This window comes from Chryseobacterium sp. BIGb0232 (assembly GCF_024810195.1).
GTDB classification, from domain to species: Bacteria; Bacteroidota; Bacteroidia; order Flavobacteriales; family Weeksellaceae; genus Chryseobacterium; species Chryseobacterium pennae.
This window is the reverse complement of sequence record NZ_JANUEH010000001.1, coordinates 778794-797899: the sequence shown is the minus strand read 5'-3', so window position 1 is coordinate 797899 and position 19106 is coordinate 778794. Positions and strand designations below refer to the sequence as shown.

Here is a 19106-nt window from a genome sequence, read left to right as displayed (position 1 = left end):
ATGGCTTAAATAAATTTTTAAACCAGATTCAATTTCAGTCTTTTAAATAAAATATACTTCGGCGGGCTGTTTCCTGTGGTGTACCCTGAATATTTATTAAAAAAAATAGTGTCTCCCTCTGTATTGTTTACTATAGCATTAAAATCTAAAAGAGGCCCTTTACATTTGTATTTTGCTTTAGCTTTTGAAATGGAAATCTTTGAGGAAGTAGTGGAAGTATCACAGTTTAAAGAAGGTCCGGCTGTTATCTTTACTTTGTTTAAACCACTGATATATTGAATGTCAAAAATATCAAGAACATCTCTTTTAACAGAACATGGTGACAATGAAAACACAAGAATAAGCATCGTAATGATGGCTTTATAGGTCTTCATATGGATTTTGTTATCTGACATTCCTGCAAAACTACACTTTATCTTAATGTAAGTTCAATAAATTTTAAAAATTCATCCTGCTGATCTACAAATAAATAGTGCGAACAGTTATCTATAAGTTTAAAATTCTTCTTTCCAACAATATTTTTAAGGGTGTTCAGTTGTTTTTCAGAGAATATTCCGTCATTCTTTCCATACACCGCAAAAAGAGGGATACCTTTTCTTTTGATCTCTTTTAAAACTGCTGTATTATCGAGGTTATTCAATGGTTCATTCTGGTAGAATCTGATAGGTGAATTGGTATTTCTGATGTTGTTTTTATAGAACACACCGGCTTCATATTCTTTTCTCAAAACTTTACTTTCCGGGGTAGGATTAGGCATGCTGAAGAAATTAAGTCTGCCGGCAATTTCGTAGCATCTTTTTCGATAAATAGCGGAATTTTTATCCAGGTTTTCTATTTCGGAGATCTCTTTTAGCTGGGCAGGATCATTTTTAAAATGCTCTTTGGCCTGTTTCAGAATATGATCGTAGGTTTCCTGTTGGGTAAATAAAGCGCCTGCTAGTGTCAACGTTTGTACTTTTTCCGGAAACTGATTGGTAAAAAGTGTACCGATGATCCCCCCAAAACTATGAGCTAGAATATGGGCTTTTGGGATATGATAAGTATGATAAATCTGATTTAGATCTTCAAAACTTTCTTTGAAGGTCATTGTAGCTTTTTCATCTTTCGAGCGACCTTCACCACGTCTGTCATAGACAATAACATAAAATCCTTTATCCGCAAGTTTCTGAGCTGTCGTTCCTTCGAATAGAGTGGCATTGCCGCTTGGTCCGCCGTGGATAAAAATGACTGGTGGATTCTTTTTGTTTCCATAAGCTTTTGAATAAATATTCTGAGCATGTATGGAAATTAAGAACAAAGAAAGGAGAAGGGAAAACAATGATTTCATGGCTGATACTTTGGGATTGCTAATCTAGTTAATATTATTGAGGCGTCGAATGAAAAGTTGTTGGTTGGGGAATGTTGCCAACCACCCCGCTCCAGAGGAGTGGAATTTTGTATCTTCAATTGAGATTTTCAGAATCATTGGAAAAAATAATCCATTAATTAAAAAGCTTTTGAGAAGTTCTTTCGCACTTAAGAAACTTCCATCTTCCAGCCTCCATCTTCCTTTCCTAAAAAATCCTCCCTACTGACTAACAGTTGTCACAACCTTGTCTTATCTTTATCCCATTAAACTAAAAAAGATACTTCAATGAGTTATTGCTTAGCCATAGACGGAATGCAGCCTGAAAGCAGAAAGGAGCTGCACAAAAACTACCACGATAACTATTATGGATTTCCGATTCACGATGATAATGAATTGTTTGGAAGATTGATTCTCGAAATCAATCAGGCAGGGTTAAGCTGGGAAACGGTTTTAAAGAAAGAAGAAAGTTTCAGAAAAGCTTACGATGACTTTAATATTCAAAAAATAGCAGCTTATACAGAGGATGACCGTGAAAGACTTTTGAGCGACAGTGGAATTATCAGAAATAAGCTGAAGGTAAATGCGGCTATTGAAAATGCAAAGACCATTATAGAGTTGCAAAAAGACTTCGGTTCCTTTGAAAAATGGCTGGAGCATCATCATCCTAAAACATTACCGGAATGGATGAAGATTTTCAAAAAAACCTTCAAGTTTACAGGAGGAGAGATTGTAAATGAATTTCTGATGAGTACAGGATATTTGAAAGGGGCACATCATGAAACCTGTCCGATTCATGCAAAAGTATTAGAAGAGAAACCTTTGTGGAAAGTAGCGGAGAAGGATTAAAAGGTTTTGTACTATAAAATTTAACACAAAAGTCACAAAAGAACTAATCACTTAAGTAATTTGAAGTGAGAAGCTTTGTATATAAAAGTTCTAAAGTGTTTAAGCGTAAAGCTTTTGTGGCTTTTGACTTCGTCGAAATAACATTCATCAACTAACAGGAGATAATCTTCGATTTGTGGTGTAGAATATTATTCCTTGTTATGGATGTCTTTTGCTATCAGTTCTTTATGTTCTATTCCCCATTTCTCAAACTCAAGAATAATAGGTTTCAGCTTATAACCAATTTCTGTTAATTCATATTCAACCCGTGGCGGAACTTCAGCATACACGGTTCTTGTGATGATCTTATCTTCTTCCAGCCTTCGAAGTTGTAGCGTAAGCATACGTTCTGTAATGTTCTGAAGACTTTTCTTCAATTCACCAAATCTCATCTTACCATTAATGAGATAACAGCAGATAGCCAGTGCCCATTGTCCACCGACGATATTCGATGCATAAATCTCCGGACATTCATCTGCAAGGGCTTTTTTATTGGCAAAATTGGTTGAGGTTTCCTTTATTTTAGTCATTACTTACATTTTTTATAGTACCCTACAATAGGTTGCTAATGTACGAAATGTAAGTAATGTGTAGTAATTTTGCAGTAGAAATTTAAACATAATGAAGACATTAGTAATCGTTACCCATCCTGAAATTGAAAAATCAGTCATCAATAAAAGATGGATTGAAGAATTAAAAAAATATCCTGAAAAATATACTGTTCATCAATTATATGAGGCTTACCCCGATGGTAAAATTAATGTTGCCAGAGAGCAGGAACTTATGGAGTCTTATGATAAAATCGTATTTCAGTTTCCTTTTTACTGGTTCAGCAGTCCGCCACTCTTTAAACAATGGCTGGATGAGGTTATTTTACACGGTTGGGCTTACGGAAGTAACAGTGGATATAAACTGGCAGGGAAGAAAATGACTTTGGCCGTTACTGCTGGAATTGACGATGAAGAATATTCTGCTTCGGGAAAATATAAATATACAATGAAAGAATTGCTCAGACCTTATGAACTAACCTTTGATTATATTAAGGCACAGTATGAGGACCCATTCGTTTATTATGGTATCGAGCGTGATTCTTCAGATGAGTGGATTGAAAAGAGTATTCCCATGTATCTGGAGTTTTTGGATAACTTGTAATAAGTTCTAAAGTAAAGTTGGATTTGATTTAAAATAAGTTCAACTTACTTTTGTATGTATTCAAAAGGCTCAACATTCCAGTCCTGCAAATATTTTTTTATAGTAGCACTGTCAATATTAAAAGGAACGTCCTGATATTTCCATCCTTTTTCAGGAACCTTTAAATCTATAAGATAGTTTTCTATAGAGTAGATGCCAAGAACTTTTACATTTTTAGGTTTTATGGAATCGAAAATGATAAGGAATTTATCTCCTTTTTTGTAAGAAAAATTTGTGGTTTTAAAGTAGACTTTGTTGTTAACCCAATATTTATAATCTGTTCCCACACCGTTGTTATTTTTTTGATGCCAGTCTGTGGTAGCTTCTCCTATTGTATATTTAGGATTTTTAAGCATTTTTTTTACCCATAAATTCTCATCAATCATTCCATATAAGATAAATGAAGCAGTTATTATCAGTAGAATAATGTGAAACTTATCTTTAATATATTTTACCATGGATTTTTAGTAGATAGAACCTGTTAAATTATAAGTTTAATATGAAAAAATATCAGTTATTTATTCTGGATTTAAAACCCTGTTAATCCTTTTCTCCGCCTCATCTTTCGTAATTCCATTATAGAAATCATCTACAAAAGGATGTTCATAGCTTTGATGCGGGAAAACAAACGGACGCCCGATGGTATTGTCTACCACAACTGTGGTAGGAATGCTTTCTGAAAAATCATAGTCGGGAAGATAGGTATTAAGCCATCCGAAATATTCAGCTTTGAATTCTTTATTATCATAATTTTCAACATATTCAATATAGCTCTTCTCACTTAATGAAACCCAGACTCCATAATCAAGATCTCTACAGTCATCAGTAACTTCCTGTATCAAAACAGCCCGAATGAATCTATTGGTTTCTTCAGTGCTCTCAACAGTACAAAGGTCCCGAGTGAGCTTTGCATTTTTCATTTCTTCGTCAGAAAGGCAATAGTAAAAATAAGGAGCATTATAAGCCAGAGCCGGCCAGTCTTCTTTTTCTTCACCACAGCATTCACAGATGTATTTCATGATACTATTTTATTTATAATGTTGATAAAACTTATTGTCAAAGAGTTCAGAAGGATCATACTTTCTTTTAAGCTGAAAAAATGCCTCTGTCTGCGGATATACCCTCCTCATTTTTTCTTTGTCAATATGAAGACGATAAGGAAGATAAAAAGTTCCGTTATTTTTCAAAGCGATATCTACGAGTTTATTGTTTAAGATTTTCATTGCATCTTCCTGTTCTACTGTTTTCTTTTGATTAAACAGAAATACAAATCCAAATACATTTTCCCTGGCATAATTCATAAAGCTATCATCATCTTTATTCACTGCCCGAATGGTAATATTAAGTAAATCTAGTTCCGAGGTTTTCAAAACAGGTTTCATATCTTTAATAAACTGATTAAAGTTTTTCTCTGGAATAAAATATTCCTGTAGGAGATCTGTAGAATTCGGATTTTTATTTTCTATAAGTGAAACATGATCATTAAGAAGTTCATTTCTGGAGTACACTGCATTTTTCGTCATTGTATTCATTCCGGTTTCCAAATCCCATCTTAATCTTTTACCATATTCACTGTTAACCGTACTTCTGAAGACAAGACGTTTTGTTTCTTCATTTTTTGCATTTTGTAGCGGAAGCGGTAATGGTTTTTCATTTACTTTTTCGAAATAATTAATAGTGGCGTCTTCAAGAAAATGCTTGTCAGAAATTTTTAATCTTCCAAAAACCAGATTGACATTTGGGTTTTCAGAAACGAATTTTTTATAGTAATAAGGATATTGATCAGCACTCAATCGAATGTATTTATATTGAAGAGCAATATTGTCAACCACTTTTAATTTAACATCAAGAATTATCCCGAAAAGTCCATATCCGCCAATGACCAGCCCGAAAAGCTCAGGATTTTCTTCTCTGCTGCAGTTGATGATCTTACCATCTTGATTCATCAATGAAAATGATACTACACTGGAAGATATAGGAGGAAGATTCTTTTGCCATCCATGCCCATTTACACTGATTGATCCTCCTACAGAAAAAGAACTGAAAGCCTGCATTACCGCAATAGATTTGTCATTTTTGTCCAAATATTTTATAGCATCTTCCCACAGAGCTCCTGAGCCAACCGTAAGAATGTTGTTCTTTTTATCCAGTTCCATGTGTTTATAAGGAAGCATGTTAATCAGGATACCGTCCGGATAAATGGTATGTCCGCCCATACTGTGTTGTGCACCAGCGATAGATATTTTTAAATTCTTTTCTTTTGCATATTTCAAGATCTGACGAAGCTGGCTTTCAATTTCCTGTTTAGAAGCCGGAACTTTAATGAGGGTGTCAATCTTTGTTAAATTCAATTGGCTTGCATCATTAGTATATCCTTTTGGAATTTCATTTTTGAAATCAGATTCGTTCCATTTCGTTTTAAGGACATGAATAATAGGAATAGAAATGAAAATAAAGATCATGATGACCCCAAGTATAAAGAAATATTTTTTTTTCATGGAAATTTAAAAAGCTAAAATACCTAAAAATCCTTATCCCACCGTCGGTGTATCCTCTTCCTTCAGTATTTTTTTCTCTTTAATGGTGAGCATCATGCGTTCATACTTATATTTCTCCCAGTCAAATTGGTTCAGGAAATCAAGAGCAGCCTGAAAGCCTCTGTTGAAAAGATCTTCTTTCTCTTCCTTTTTCATGAAGAAATTCAGCCAGCTGCTGGTTCCGCAATTAACGGTCTGTATGCTGTACAGACGATAGAAACTATGTTTGGTAAGAAAAACTTTGTCATTAAACCCCTGCAAAGTACTGATGATATTTCCTGCATAGCTGAACGGAGTTTTGAGAATTTCCTCACTCGTTTTTCCTCTTTCAGAAAGAAGATCAGAATCACTGGTGAGCTGCACTCCAAAAAGAGGCATCCTTGGATAAAAAACTTCATCTGCGTGAAACAGGTCAATAGGAAAATTGGAAATACTCCCACCATCAATGAAGACTCCTACAGGATTTATATCTTCCTGTCTGGTATTCATCCAGAATTTCCAGGCATATTTTACAGAACTGTCATCCTTATTGATTCTCTTCTGAAAAGGTTCAAAGAAAAAAGGAACAGACATGGAAGCTCTCACAAACTCTGCCGGACTGATGTGCTTCAGTTCCTCCTCAGACCAGTATAAATTGGCCATGGTAGGAAGTTCTACCTTTATTTTAGCATTGATATCTGTGGTAATAACAACATAATCAGACCGAAGCAGGTAAAATGGATTGTTTTTATAATAATCATTATTGAGAGCGCTGTCATAGAAAATTTTATATCGGGTGTGGTCAATATGTTCAAGGTTTTTTGCCCTGATTTTTTCAATGCTTTCCAATGTAATGTTATAATATTCCTGTCCGTTTCCATAACGGTAGTTGAGGTTGAGATCGCGCTCCTTTTGTACAAACTTATCATTGAGATTGGCTACCGTTTTAATTCCAAAGTCTTCCAGAGCATTTTTCATGGTATTTTGGAAAACATTTCCAGGATTAAGCCCACTGTTTTCTTTTCTGAAGTTGTTATATAATTTTTTGATACAGAAAAAAAGGATAATTGCAGGAATCAAAGGGATTAAAAACATTAATTTGGCACTCAGGATACTTCCCGGAGATACTGCAAAAGGAATACTGACAAGAATAATGAATAAAATAGCAGCAATGATAGCATTGATTTTAAAGAAATTCTTATTATTCAACATTCCGTGCAGGGTTGTTTTTACATAGGTTTTCCCATCCATAAAATCTGCAAAATCCCAGTTGAACAGAATATCTTTGATCAATTCACTTTTGGGTTCTTCTTTTGTTTTGCAGGCTGCAATAAGCATGGTATTGATCGCTCCGGCACTGGTTCCTGCCACTTTTAAAAAACGGATTCCGAAGATCTCCAGTCCATAAAGGTAACCTACCAATGCACTTCCCCAAACACCACCGCCTTCCTGTACAAATTCTATATACTGATTGCCTTCTGCATCCAACAGGTCAGAAAACTCCTTGGCAGAAATATTTCCGTGCAAAGCAGCAAGTCTGTCTTTAGACGCCTGTGAAAGAGAATTATCTTGCAGAATTTTATTAAGGTTTTCAGTTTTCATAGGCTCTGGTTTTTTTGCAGGTGAAGCAATCTCTAAATTACTATTAATTTGGAAACCCTAATACTGCTTTATGGCAAAGATTGGTAATACCTTAGATTTATAACTGGAACATAAAAATCAAAGAATAGCATAAAAATATTACCAGGTTACATTCTCTCAGGTTTCACGGATGAAACATATTTTCACAATCATCTGCATAATCTGTGAAATCTGCGGGAGATAAAATTCAGCAGCATCCTGTTTACCACTGTCTGCGTCTTACATAGATAAACGTACTGATAACAACTAATGCCATACCTCCTATGGTAAAATAATACCCATATTTATGGTGAAGCTCAGGCATGTTATCAAAGTTCATCCCATAAACTCCTGCAATAAAGGTGATTGGTAAGAAATAGACTGAATAAATAGCCAAAACTTTCATCACCTGATTGGCTTTCTGGTCAGAAAGTGCCAGAAACATTGAAATAAGGTTGGTAATCTGAATGTTCAGATGATCAAAATCGGCCACTACATCTTTATGTTTATCTTTTAAATCTACAATTTCAGAATCCTGAAGGTTCAATAGCTTAAATTTATCAATAGCATCTGTGGAAATAACCAAAACCCGTGAATTCAACCCTGATTTTCGTTTCAGTTTGTATAGTCTTCGGATCTGGCTGGTATGATTTGTATTCTTAAGGAAAATTTCATTCTCAATATTGTCCATGGTTTCCAATAAACTTATAGATTCATCATCAAAGCTTTTCATAATCAATATCGCGATCATTAAAGCTACTTTCTGGGGAGTTACTTCTTCCTGCGTGAGTGTAAGCTTTTTTTTCGTTTCAGAAATACTTCTGGTTTTCATTCTGTGGATGGTGATAATGGTTTTATCCAGAATGAAAATTGCAATTTTTGTACTGATATCGCTAATGGTGTTCAGATTTTTCCTTTCCAGTTCTGTACTTTCACGGAGAAGAAAAAACTTTACATTCCCATCTTCTTCATATTTGGGAAGGTGATTGGGATCTATAGTGTCTTCCAGAAGAAGATTGTTGATTTCGTATCGTTCATGAAGAAATTTCAGGTCTTCTGCTGTAGGAGCCTCTACATCTACCCATTCGCAGTGGGTGCTTCTGTATATTGTATCAATTGGCATAAAGTAAAAATACTAATATTTTGAAATACTATGTTTTAAATAAGTTTATCTTTGCCAAAATTATAAAACTATATGATTAAAAGTACAATAAAAGGTGTGGGATTTTATGTTCCAGATAACGTTGTTACCAATGATGATCTAGCCAAACTAATGACTACCAATGATGAATGGATTACAGAGAGAACAGGCATTAAGGAGCGAAGACACAGAAAAAACAGAAATGATTCTCAGGAAACAACTGCATACCTTGGATTCAAAGCATCAGAAAAAGCCATTGAAAAAGCTGGTCTAACAGCTAAAGATATCGATTATATTGTTTTTGCAACGCTTTCTCCGGATTATTATTTTCCTGGCTGTGGAGTTTTACTTCAGGAAATGCTTGGATGTGATACCATCGGAGCATTAGACGTAAGAAACCAGTGCTCAGGATTTGTATATTCTATGAGTGTTGCCAACGCTTTTATTAAATCAGGGACCTATAAAAATATTCTTGTGGTAGGAGCGGAAGTTCATTCTTTCGGATTAGATTTTTCTGATGAAGGAAGAGGAGTTTCAGTTATTTTCGGAGACGGGGCAGGAGCTGTAGTTCTTTGTGCAACGGAAGATGAAAATTCTGGAGATATTCTGGCCACGAATATGCATTCTGAAGGTAAATATGCAGATGAATTATGTACCCAGTTTCCAGGTTCTAAGTTTGGATGGAGCGACAGGATGAGAAAAGAACCGGAAAATGTAACAGATAAAGAAGTTTATCCTATTATGAACGGAAACTTCGTATTCAAACATGCGGTAACAAGATTCCCGGAAACGATGATGGAGGCTTTGAACAAAGCGGGAAAAACAGTAGAGGATCTTGACATGTTTATTCCTCACCAGGCTAACCTTAGAATTGCACAGTTTGTTCAGCAGAAATTCGGATTGCCGGATGAGAAAATCTTCAACAATATTCAGAAATACGGAAATACAACAGCAGCTTCTATTCCAATTGCGTTAAGTGAAGCGATTGAACAGGGAAAGATCAAAAGAGGTGACCTTGTACTTCTTTCAGCTTTCGGAAGCGGATTTACATGGGGAAGTGTCCTTTTTGAATATTAATTGAGCGAAAGAACAGCTACTCTTAAAACCATAAAAAAACCGCAGAAATTTCTGCGGTTTTTATTGTATATTTTCCCTGTATATTAAAGGCTTTTCAATAACTTCTCAGTATCGGAAGAATCCTGACCTTCACTTTTTGCCAATTCAATGGATTTTTCTGCCCACATCTTTGCATTTTTTTTGTCACCAATTTTATTGTAAAGATTAGCCAGTGTATCTGTATTGGCATAACTCTGATCTTTCTTTATAGATTCCTGGCCCCATGCTATAGCCTGCTCCAAAGATGCTTTATTGTTTACATTTTCAAAAAAGTTCCACGCAGCAGAATTGAGTTCTGAAGAATTAGCCTTAGAATAGTCTTGGTATATATCTAAAGTTAATTTCTCATAAAGTGCAATATCTTTGTTTTTTAAAGCTCTGCTGGCTTTTAGTTTTTTTAATAATTTTTCCGCATTTTCTTTGCTTACCAATTTCTGGGCTTCAGTAATAAAGTATTGGTCATTCCAGGTTTTAGTATCAGCGTTATAGGCCTTTTTTGAGATGGTATTTATTTGGATGTTCTGATTTAATTTTTCATACTTATCCTCAGGGAGAAATTTTAAAAGTTCTGTTTTTTTCTCCTGAAAAACCTTATATAATGGGCTTTCTGTAGTCTGTATACCGGAAATAAGCAATTGTGCATCATCCTCATCCATGGTAGGTTTCTCCTGAAAATAACGGGTCAGGACTTTAGCTGCAAATTCTGAATCATTATAAATGGTAAGCTCTGCCAGATTTTTTAAAAATGCAGGATCTTTTTCTCCTTTTTCAAATTGTTGCTTTAAAGAAGTCAGTCTTTTGTTGGGATCTCCGGCATCCATGGCAAACTGTATGAAGTCTTTCTCTTCAACGTACCCTAATGTTCTGTGTACCGCTTCACCATTTCCATCAATAAATAAATAGGTTGGGAATGCCTTTACATTGTATTTTTTAGCAAGATCAATACCTTCTCCTTTTTCCATATCAATTTTAGCATTGATAAAATGGCTATTATAATAATCACCTACATTTTTCAGTGGGAAAATATTTTTTACCATCAGTTTACATGGCCCGCACCATGATGCATAAGCATCTACAAAAACCAGTTTGTTTTCTTTTTTGGCTTTGGCAAGAATAGAAGCAAAGTTGCCCTCTTCAAATTTGATACCCTGTGCCCATGCTATTGCACCTATAAATAGAGCAGAAAGTATTGCTATTTTTTTCATAAAAAACGTTTTGTTCCCTGCAAATGTAATAAATATGATGACATTTAAGTTAGTCACATTGAAAATAATTATTGAAGAACCTTATTTTTAATACAGATATAGACTTATATAAAAGAAAACCATCTATTGTTTTGAGCTTATTATTAAAATTAATGTAAATGCTAAATTTAGTTAAATGTTTAAATTTCAGCAGAATATTTTAATAAAAAGTAAAATATTACTAATTTTGTAAAAAACAAAAAGACACCCTTGAGAAAATGATGAATTATTATAAGAATAATAATTTGTTTTTTTATGTCTAATAATCTATTGAAACTTTTGTTTTTGCTGACCACAGCAATCTTCATATCTGCCCAAAAAAAAAACGACTTCGATCAGGCATGCGAAAGGACTTCCGCTATCATGGCCTATAAAGATCTGCCCAAAGCAATCAAAACTGCCGATTCTCTTTACCTGGCTGCTCATAAACCATCAGAGAAAGTAAAAAGTCTTATGTTGTCTTCAGAATTGTATCATCATGGCGGAGATCTAAAAAAAGCAATATGCTATAGCGAAAATGCCCATTCACTGATTGAACAGACTGACGATACGGAATGGATGTCCCGTGCATGCAGATTACTGGCGAGACAATATAGACAGGTAGGGTTATACGAAAGAGCAAAAAAATACATTATCAAAGGGCTTCAGGCTTCCAGAAAAATTTCCGGTTTTCAGGAAAGTAATGAGGTGGAAGGACTGCTGAATCAGGAGATGGCTTTTTATGAAATGGAGGCTGGTAACTATATGAATGCCATACAGTATGTTGAATTTTCCCTGAAGAATTTTGAAAAAATAAACAGTCAGAATGAAGACAGAACTGAAGCCGCTTCTTATCAGTTATTGGGAGATATTTATTTTAAACTTAATGATTATGAAGTTTCTGAAAATTATTACAGAAAAGCTGAAGATTTACTCAGAGCCGGCAGCTGTACATTGGGATTGGTGTATAACGGATTGGGAGGAATTCGTGTAAAGCAGAAGAACTGGAAAGATGCAGAACTATACCTGAAAAAGGCCGAAAAAATAGCTGACACTTCCCGAAGTCTGAAGCTTAAAAAAGCTGTTTATTCCAATATTAATGATTATTACGAAGGAATAGGTGATAACTTTAAGGCATCTTTATATGCTGTGAAATATGTAAGAGCCTATGACAGTATTGCTGCCCGTAACCAGGGGTTTTCTGTAAAATCTAAAGAGGTTTCTGGTAAAATGAGCAACAATGGCCACTTGAATATGGCTAAAAATACTGCAATCATCATATTGTTTGTTTCCTTAGTCGGGCTGATCATCTTTTTCAGAACAAGGCAGAAAAGACAGCTTTCAAAACTGAGAACTATTATAAGAACCCAGGGAAATATGGCTAATGAATACAGAATACCATTACTAAGACAACCCTTGAATTCAGAATTTTCAAATATTTCTGTAGAAGAAATAGATGAAAAAGACAGCGAAACAGACCGAAAAAGAAATGATTCACTAATGACTTCTGAAACTGAAGCTAAATTGCTTGAGCTGCTTGAAGAATTTGAAAAAGGTAATCTTTATAACAATAAGGGAATGTCTCTTTCTTTTCTGGCAGGAGAGCTTAATACCAATACCAAGTATCTTTCCTATGTCATTAATCAGCACAAAAGTGCAGATTTTAAAACTTATATCAACCGGTTAAGAATCAACTATATTGTAGATAAACTTATCAATGATGAAAAGTACAGGCAATATAAAATCAGTATCCTTGCTGATGAATGTGGCTTTTCTTCACACAGTAAATTTGCAGCAGTATTCAAGGCTGTTACAGATTTTTCACCATCGGCTTATATTAAACATCTTGATGCTGAAAATCAGTCAGATAAAAATGTCTATTTTCATGAAAACAATAAAAAATAAATAACGTTCTATATTCTGTCTTACCATTTTCACGAAAATGGATAACCTATTGTTTTTTGTAAGACAGCTGCAGTCCTATCTTTGCGACAGTGTTACGGGAATGACTACAATTACATCTCATCTATTTTATTCTTTAAAAGAACAGTCTTTTTTTTGAAATAAATATGATTCCCCCACAACAAGTCAAACCATGAAACTTCAGATATGGAACACGTGTATATTTCTTTTGATGAAATAGTCACGGTTCCTCTTTTTATCTGCCTAATAAGAAAATATTCGATTAGAATATGATTATACAATATAATCGGGGTTGATTGCCCGGTTTTTTTTCAGTCAAGTTTTTTTAAGTGCAAATCCACAGATATTCTGTGGATTTGCGATTTTATTTAGTTTTGGTACTGTCGGTTTTTGTTTTTGAAGTATCTGTTGGTGATGGAATAGAATTGGCCACTGCAGAATCACCCATTCTGTTTCTTAAGGAGTCTTTGTTGTGAGCCTCTTTAAATTCTTCCCTTTTTTCTTTATTCTGAGCACAACTTCCAAGGAAAAGAAGTCCAAGAACTGCTCCGACCCATAATTTTTTCATATAATACTTTTTGGTGTTATTAATATCAAATATAGTAAAATATTGATATTTTTATCAATAATAGATAGAATCTTTAAATAAAATTATTTTTAGTGTAATTAAAAGGAGGATATTGTTACTTATTATAGAAATACCAATATCAATAACAAATGAAAATGACCTGAAATCTATTATTCAGTGAATCTCTATTTTACTTTAAAAATAAAAATATGGAAAAAGTATTGTATTTAGTAAGCCTGTTGTCTTTCAGTTTAATGTTAAGCCAGAAACCAAAAGAAAACTTGAAAGGGCTTGATCAGGAAATCAATGACATTCTGGATAATTACAAAGCTGTGGGATTATCTGTTGCCATTGTGAAAAATGACAGCATGATTTATTCTAAAGGGTTCGGTTACAGAGACTATGAAAATAAACTTCCGGTAACTTCCAATACTCTTTTTGGTATCGGAAGCAATACCAAATCATTTACATCTGCCTTGATTGGTATGCTGGAAGATGGAAAAAAGCTGTCAGTTCAGGACAAACCTTCCCAACATATTCCATATCTCACATTTTCTACGGATAGAATGAATAATTTGATCACTATTGAAGATCTGTTGGAACATAGAAGCGGGCTGGGAAGTGTAGATGGAGCTTATATATTTTTCCCTTCAGAAAAGCGAGTAGATTTAATGCAAAAGCTTCCTTTTTTAAAAGAAAACGGTGAGCCTAAAAATAGTTGGAGGTACAGCAATTTCGGATACATTATTTTAGGAACCATTGCAGAACAGCTTAATCATAAAGATTGGGATGAGCTGATCAAAGAAAAGATATTTGTTCCTCTAAAAATGAATAGCAGCAGTACATCGATCAATGAAATGATTAAACAAAAAGACTTTTCCTATCCCTATGGAATGTATCAAAAAAGCATTGAAAGAGTATTATTTCAAAAACCTGATAATGATAAGCCGGGAGCTGCGATCAATAGTTCTGCAACAGATATGGCAAATTGGATCAGGCTTTGGCTCAGCTACGGGACTTTTGAAAATCAGGTTGTGCTTTCAAAGAAATATACTACAGGTGCTATGAGTACTAAAACTGTGATTGATGGAGTACCTCCTGTAACTTCAGATCAGAAAAATTTTTTGCTGGGTTATGGATATGGTTGGTTTACACAGATTTTAAAAGGACATTATAAAGTATGGCATTCAGGAGGGGTATCCGGTTTTAGTTCGGCTGTTTTATTGTTTCCTGCAGAAAAATTTGGTCTTGTTGTATTAAGTAATCAACATAACTCAGATATTGCAAGTACGATTGGTAATATGATAGCAATCCGGATGCTGGGGTTGGATAACAACACACCTTATTCCTATGAAATGGAAGTGAATGACATTCTGAAACCTAAAAAAAATATAAGCTCTTCTATTAATGAAAAGAAAAAGCCCACTCATGATTTAGAGGCATATTGCGGGGAATATTCAAATAAAGGATATGGAACTTTTACTATTTCAAAAGAAAAGAATAATTTGTACATCACTTTTCCGACATTTAAATTTATTTTGGTTCATCAGCGATATGAATTATTTTCATCAAAAATAATAGAGGAGGTGCCACAGCAAATGAATCCTGATTTTGACTTTAACTTCATACTGGATGATAAGGGAAATGTAAACGGTGTCACCATGGATATACAAGGTGGCACAATATTTAAAAAAACAAAATAACAGTTGGAAGATACTAACAAAAAAAATCTGCAGGGCTTTCATCTGCAGATTTTACATTTTAAATTAAACGTATATAATACTATTTGGCAGGAGATGTTGCCATCGAATCCTTTTTCATCTTAATGCTGTCCGGATTCGTCATTTTTGTAGTCATTGTATCTGTAGCAATGGGTGCTGCAGCCCGTGTATTAGCCGAATCACTATTACTGGTAGACATTGATGACTCCTTGGTTCCACAGCTCACTGCAAATAATCCTATTCCGATGGCTGTTAGCAATAACTTTTTCATACAATTTTATTTTGGGGTGTAATAATGAAAAAACAACTATTATTCCTAACGAGGGTTGATAAATCGTAAAATATAGGTAAACTTTGTTAAAAGATGTTAGATAAACTTGAGTTGGAGGGTTTGAGAGTCAGAGAGTATGAGAATGGGATTGAATAAAGGGGTTGATGACAAGCAGAATCAGAATCTTGAAATTTAAACATTGGCATTCTCACTCTCAAACGCTAATACTCTCTGATTCTCAAACTTTATCATATCCCGATAAAAAAGCCCCGAAACCGAAATTCCGAGGCTATATTGAAAGAACAGACAAAAATTACTCATTGTCTATTACTCATTACTTATGATTACCCTAAGTATGGATATTTATAGTCTTTTGGAGAAACAAAAGTTTCTTTTACGCTTCTTACAGACGTCCATCTAAGAAGATTCATTTTAGAACCAGCTTTATCGTTAGTTCCTGAAGCTCTACCGCCACCGAAAGGCTGCTGTCCTACTACAGCTCCTGTAGGTTTGTCGTTGATATAGAAGTTACCGGATGCGTTTTCTAAAGCTTTGTAAGCTTCAGCAATTGCATAACGGTCTTGAGAAAATACAGAACCTGTTAATGAATAAGGAGAAGAAGAATCCACTACTTTAAGAGTCTCTTTCCAGTCCTGATCTTCATACACAAATACAGAAAGAATTGGGCCGAAGATCTCTTCTACCATACTTTCGTATTGAGAGTTTGTAGTTTCGATTACTGTTGGGTGTACAAACCATCCTTTTGAATCGTCACATGTTCCACCAATAGCTACTGTAGCCTCAGAAGATTCATTAGCTCTGGTGATATACCCTTTACATTTTTCAAAAGAATTTTTGTCGATTACAGCATTTACGAAGTTAGAAGTGTCTTCAGGAGAACCCACTTTAATCGTAGCCATCTGAGCTTCCATTACTTTTTTCACATCAGCCCAAAGGGACTTAGGAACATAAGCTCTTGAAGCAGCAGAACATTTCTGTCCTTGGTATTCGAAAGCACCTCTTACTAAAGCAGTAGCTACTGCTTCTACGTTAGCAGATGGGTGAGCGATTACAAAGTCTTTACCACCTGTTTCTCCAACGATTCTTGGATATGTTCTGTAGTTGTGGATGTTGTCACCGATCATTTTCCACATTCCCTGGAATACTTTTGTAGACCCTGTGAAGTGAAGACCTGCAAAATCTTTGTGAGCCAATACTTTCTCAGCAGTTTCTTTACCATCTGTAAAGATCATGTTGATAACCCCGGCAGGAAGACCAGCCTCAATTAATACATCCATGATTACTTTTGCAGAATAAACCTGCTTATCAGAAGGCTTCCATACTACAACGTTTCCTAACATCGCCATACAAGTTGGAAGGTTTCCGGAAATAGCCGTAAAGTTGAATGGAGTTACTGCAAAACAAAATCCTTCTAATGGTCTGTACTCTACACGGTTCCAGATTCCGTTGTCAGAAACTGGCTGCTCAGAATACATTTCTGTCATGAACTCTACGTTGAATCTTAAGAAGTCAATGAATTCACATGCAGCATCAATTTCAGCCTGGTGTACGTTTTTAGACTGCCCGATCATAGTAGCTGCATTAATTACATCTCTGTAAGGACCTGCTAATAGATCAGCTGCCTTTAAGAAAATGGCTGCACGTTGTTCCCAACCTAGTCCATTCCATGCTTCTTTAGCTGCCAATGCCGCGTTGATAGCGTCATCCACATGCTGCATACCACCTTGGTAATAGAATCCGAAGTCATGAGCATGATCCTGAGGAGACTGAAGCTGTACCTTGGTATCAGTTTTTACTTCCTTTCCATTGATGACCATTGGAACCTCTATCTTCTCAGCCCACATTTTTTTATAAGTGCTGATAAGGCTTTTAACCTCCGGAGATCCCGGTTCATAAGAATTTACCGGTTCGTTTACCGCTAATGGTACTTGCGAAATTGCTTTTGACATATTACGTTTTATTATTTTATTAAATTAAACAAGTAAGTTGTATACAAATTTACGATAATTATAAGGAAAGAAAAAAATCCTGTCTGTTTTTGTGAGATAAACTTTATTGGCCAATAATCATTAGTATATATTATTTTTTTTAGCTTAAATTTTAAAAATATTTAATAGATTTATTTAATCCTTTGTAGAGAAGAAAAATATAGAGTCGTCTGTTGGAATTGTTGGAATTGTGACAATGAAATAGTTGTCATAGTTCATAAAGTGCCTTTAAGTGTTGTAAATAAAGGATTTATAAAGAAATGTTAATTTTATATAAAATCGTGTTTGTTGCGATTTTGAACATTTTAAATAATTTTTTTGATAGCCTGTGAATTAAGATTACTCTAATTTTACACCATTATTATCAGACATGAAAAAAAGAGTCCTGTTTTTCTCTTTTGTATTATTTTTCTCAGCTTTATGTGTAGGTCTTCTTACGCATACGGGAAAAACTAAATCATATTCTGATCTTCTTTCAAAAATTCATCTTCTTCAGCAAAAATCAGATCAGCAGACCCAGCCTGAAATATACAGTTTTTCAGACGCGCAGGATGTGCAGGATTCCAATGATTGGGAGAAAGTAAAATTTGATTATTCAGTACTGGCACAGCAGTGGTTCAACTATTTCTTTGCAAAGTATACCTTTAATACTCCGGTTACGGCCGTTCAAAACCGTATTTGTATTACAGCACCAAGGTACATTCTGTATCATGCCCTGCAGATAGCGGGCTGCTAATTTCATTTTACAGTTTTTAATGTTTCGTTATGGTTTGTATTTCATAATACAGATCCGTAAACATCATTTTCCCTTTTTACATTTTTGAACCTATTTATTTGCCTTTTGAAAAAGGTGAACAGGATAGTGTTTGTTCAATTTTAAATAAAAATACTATGCACTTAACACCGAGAGAAACGGAGAAGCTTATGCTATTTCTGGCAGGAGAGCTGGCTCTAAAAAGAAAGGCTAGAGGCCTTAAATTAAACTATCCAGAATCAATCGCACTGATCAGCCACTTTTTGCTTGAAGGAGCAAGAGATGGTAAAAAAGTAGCCGAACTGATGCAGGAAGGCGCAAATCTTTTAACTAAAGATGATGTGATGCCAGGTGTGTCAGAAATGATCCACGATGTTCAGATTGAAGCTACATTCCCTGATGGAACCAAGCTGGTAACCGTACACAACCCAATCCGTTAATCCTATTTATTATGATACCAGGAGAAATTTTTGTAAAAGAAGGTACGATCATCTGCAATGAAGGCAGAGAAACCGTAAAAATAAAAGTGACCAATACAGGAGACCGTCCTATTCAGGTAGGTTCACACTTCCACTTTTTCGAAGTAAACAAGGCGATGAGCTTTGACCGTGAAAAGGCTTTCGGAAAGAGACTGAATATTGTAGCCAGTACAGCCGTACGTTTCGAACCGGGAGAAGAAAAAGAAGTGGAATTGGTAGAAATAGGAGGAACCAAAAAAGCAATGGGCTTCAATAACCTTGTTGACGGGCAGGTAGATTCTGAAGATCAGAAAAAAGCAAGCCTTGCAAAAATTGAAGAGTTAAACTTTAAAAATCACTAA

General features: G+C 34.9%; 20 protein-coding genes. 8 read left to right on the top strand and 12 right to left on the bottom strand.

Going from position 1 to position 19106, the window contains the following annotated elements:
* Positions 1 to 17: 17 nt before the first annotated feature.
* Positions 18 to 395 carry a hypothetical protein gene (locus M2372_RS03375; RefSeq protein WP_123318345.1) on the bottom strand — a complete coding sequence of 126 codons (378 nt, stop codon included), beginning with the start codon at positions 393 to 395 and terminating at the stop codon, positions 18 to 20.
* A gap of 17 nt (positions 396 to 412) precedes the next feature.
* Entirely contained in the window at positions 413 to 1327 is a 915-nt protein-coding gene (locus M2372_RS03370) for an alpha/beta hydrolase (protein WP_123318346.1), read from the bottom strand.
* A gap of 306 nt (positions 1328 to 1633) precedes the next feature.
* Between M2372_RS03370 and M2372_RS03365 the strand changes: the two genes are divergently transcribed.
* Positions 1634 to 2194 (top strand): DNA-3-methyladenine glycosylase I, encoded by a 561-nt coding sequence (locus tag M2372_RS03365; RefSeq protein WP_123318348.1) that lies wholly within the window; start codon positions 1634 to 1636, stop codon positions 2192 to 2194.
* A gap of 188 nt (positions 2195 to 2382) precedes the next feature.
* On the opposite strand, the gene M2372_RS03360 is transcribed toward M2372_RS03365, so the two are convergent.
* On the bottom strand, positions 2383 to 2763 hold the full coding sequence (locus M2372_RS03360; protein ID WP_123318349.1) for a helix-turn-helix domain-containing protein: 381 nt from the start codon (positions 2761 to 2763) through the stop codon (positions 2383 to 2385).
* Positions 2764 to 2854: 91 nt separating this feature from the next.
* Here M2372_RS03360 and M2372_RS03355 point away from each other — a divergent pair, with 91 nt between their 5' ends.
* Positions 2855 to 3385, top strand: a complete 531-nt coding sequence (locus tag M2372_RS03355; RefSeq protein ID WP_123318350.1) for an NAD(P)H-dependent oxidoreductase — start codon at positions 2855 to 2857, stop codon at positions 3383 to 3385.
* Between the two features lie 44 nt (positions 3386 to 3429).
* On the opposite strand, the gene M2372_RS03350 is transcribed toward M2372_RS03355, so the two are convergent.
* From M2372_RS03350 to M2372_RS03330, 5 genes are all read right to left on the bottom strand, one after another.
* Positions 3430 to 3882, bottom strand: coding sequence for a hypothetical protein (locus tag M2372_RS03350; RefSeq protein ID WP_123318351.1), 453 nt, complete (start codon positions 3880 to 3882; stop codon positions 3430 to 3432).
* 60 nt (positions 3883 to 3942) lie between these two features.
* Positions 3943 to 4443, bottom strand: coding sequence for a DUF2199 domain-containing protein (locus M2372_RS03345; protein WP_123318352.1), 501 nt, complete (start codon positions 4441 to 4443; stop codon positions 3943 to 3945).
* Between the two features lie 9 nt (positions 4444 to 4452).
* Positions 4453 to 5922, bottom strand: coding sequence for an FAD-binding oxidoreductase (locus tag M2372_RS03340; RefSeq protein ID WP_123318353.1), 1470 nt, complete (start codon positions 5920 to 5922; stop codon positions 4453 to 4455).
* A 33-nt stretch (positions 5923 to 5955) separates the two neighbouring features.
* A complete protein-coding gene (locus M2372_RS03335) occupies positions 5956 to 7542 on the bottom strand; it encodes a patatin-like phospholipase family protein (RefSeq protein ID WP_123318354.1) in 1587 nt (528 codons plus the stop codon).
* Positions 7543 to 7783: 241 nt separating this feature from the next.
* Entirely contained in the window at positions 7784 to 8683 is a 900-nt protein-coding gene (locus M2372_RS03330) for a CorA family divalent cation transporter (protein ID WP_123318355.1), read from the bottom strand.
* Positions 8684 to 8755: 72 nt separating this feature from the next.
* Here M2372_RS03330 and M2372_RS03325 point away from each other — a divergent pair, with 72 nt between their 5' ends.
* Positions 8756 to 9778 (top strand): 3-oxoacyl-ACP synthase III family protein, encoded by a 1023-nt coding sequence (locus M2372_RS03325; protein ID WP_123318356.1) that lies wholly within the window; start codon positions 8756 to 8758, stop codon positions 9776 to 9778.
* Between the two features lie 83 nt (positions 9779 to 9861).
* Here the strand turns inward: M2372_RS03325 and M2372_RS03320 are convergent, their stop codons facing one another.
* Positions 9862 to 11022, bottom strand: coding sequence for a thioredoxin family protein (locus tag M2372_RS03320; protein ID WP_123318357.1), 1161 nt, complete (start codon positions 11020 to 11022; stop codon positions 9862 to 9864).
* Positions 11023 to 11316: 294 nt separating this feature from the next.
* Here M2372_RS03320 and M2372_RS03315 point away from each other — a divergent pair, with 294 nt between their 5' ends.
* Positions 11317 to 12945 (top strand): tetratricopeptide repeat protein, encoded by a 1629-nt coding sequence (locus tag M2372_RS03315; protein WP_123318358.1) that lies wholly within the window; start codon positions 11317 to 11319, stop codon positions 12943 to 12945.
* A 382-nt stretch (positions 12946 to 13327) separates the two neighbouring features.
* Here the strand turns inward: M2372_RS03315 and M2372_RS03310 are convergent, their stop codons facing one another.
* Positions 13328 to 13531 carry a hypothetical protein gene (locus M2372_RS03310; protein ID WP_123318359.1) on the bottom strand — a complete coding sequence of 68 codons (204 nt, stop codon included), beginning with the start codon at positions 13529 to 13531 and terminating at the stop codon, positions 13328 to 13330.
* Between the two features lie 209 nt (positions 13532 to 13740).
* Here M2372_RS03310 and M2372_RS03305 point away from each other — a divergent pair, with 209 nt between their 5' ends.
* The gene (locus M2372_RS03305) at positions 13741 to 15234 is read left to right on the top strand and encodes a serine hydrolase (RefSeq protein WP_123318360.1); all 1494 of its coding nucleotides are present in this window, start codon (positions 13741 to 13743) and stop codon (positions 15232 to 15234) included.
* A 79-nt stretch (positions 15235 to 15313) separates the two neighbouring features.
* On the opposite strand, the gene M2372_RS03300 is transcribed toward M2372_RS03305, so the two are convergent.
* Positions 15314 to 15523, bottom strand: a complete 210-nt coding sequence (locus M2372_RS03300; RefSeq protein ID WP_115971182.1) for a cytochrome C551 — start codon at positions 15521 to 15523, stop codon at positions 15314 to 15316.
* 344 nt (positions 15524 to 15867) lie between these two features.
* The gene (gene pruA / locus M2372_RS03295; RefSeq protein ID WP_123318361.1) at positions 15868 to 17493 is read right to left on the bottom strand and encodes an L-glutamate gamma-semialdehyde dehydrogenase; all 1626 of its coding nucleotides are present in this window, start codon (positions 17491 to 17493) and stop codon (positions 15868 to 15870) included.
* Positions 17494 to 17902: 409 nt separating this feature from the next.
* Between pruA and M2372_RS03290 the strand changes: the two genes are divergently transcribed.
* The 3 genes from M2372_RS03290 to ureB all read left to right on the top strand — a co-directional run bounded on the left by M2372_RS03290 (position 17903) and on the right by ureB (position 19106).
* On the top strand, positions 17903 to 18268 hold the full coding sequence (locus tag M2372_RS03290) for a hypothetical protein (protein WP_115971184.1): 366 nt from the start codon (positions 17903 to 17905) through the stop codon (positions 18266 to 18268).
* A 155-nt stretch (positions 18269 to 18423) separates the two neighbouring features.
* Entirely contained in the window at positions 18424 to 18726 is a 303-nt protein-coding gene (ureA, locus tag M2372_RS03285; protein ID WP_047387758.1) for an urease subunit gamma, read from the top strand.
* Between the two features lie 11 nt (positions 18727 to 18737).
* Positions 18738 to 19106 carry an urease subunit beta gene (gene ureB, locus M2372_RS03280; protein WP_115971185.1) on the top strand — a complete coding sequence of 123 codons (369 nt, stop codon included), beginning with the start codon at positions 18738 to 18740 and terminating at the stop codon, positions 19104 to 19106.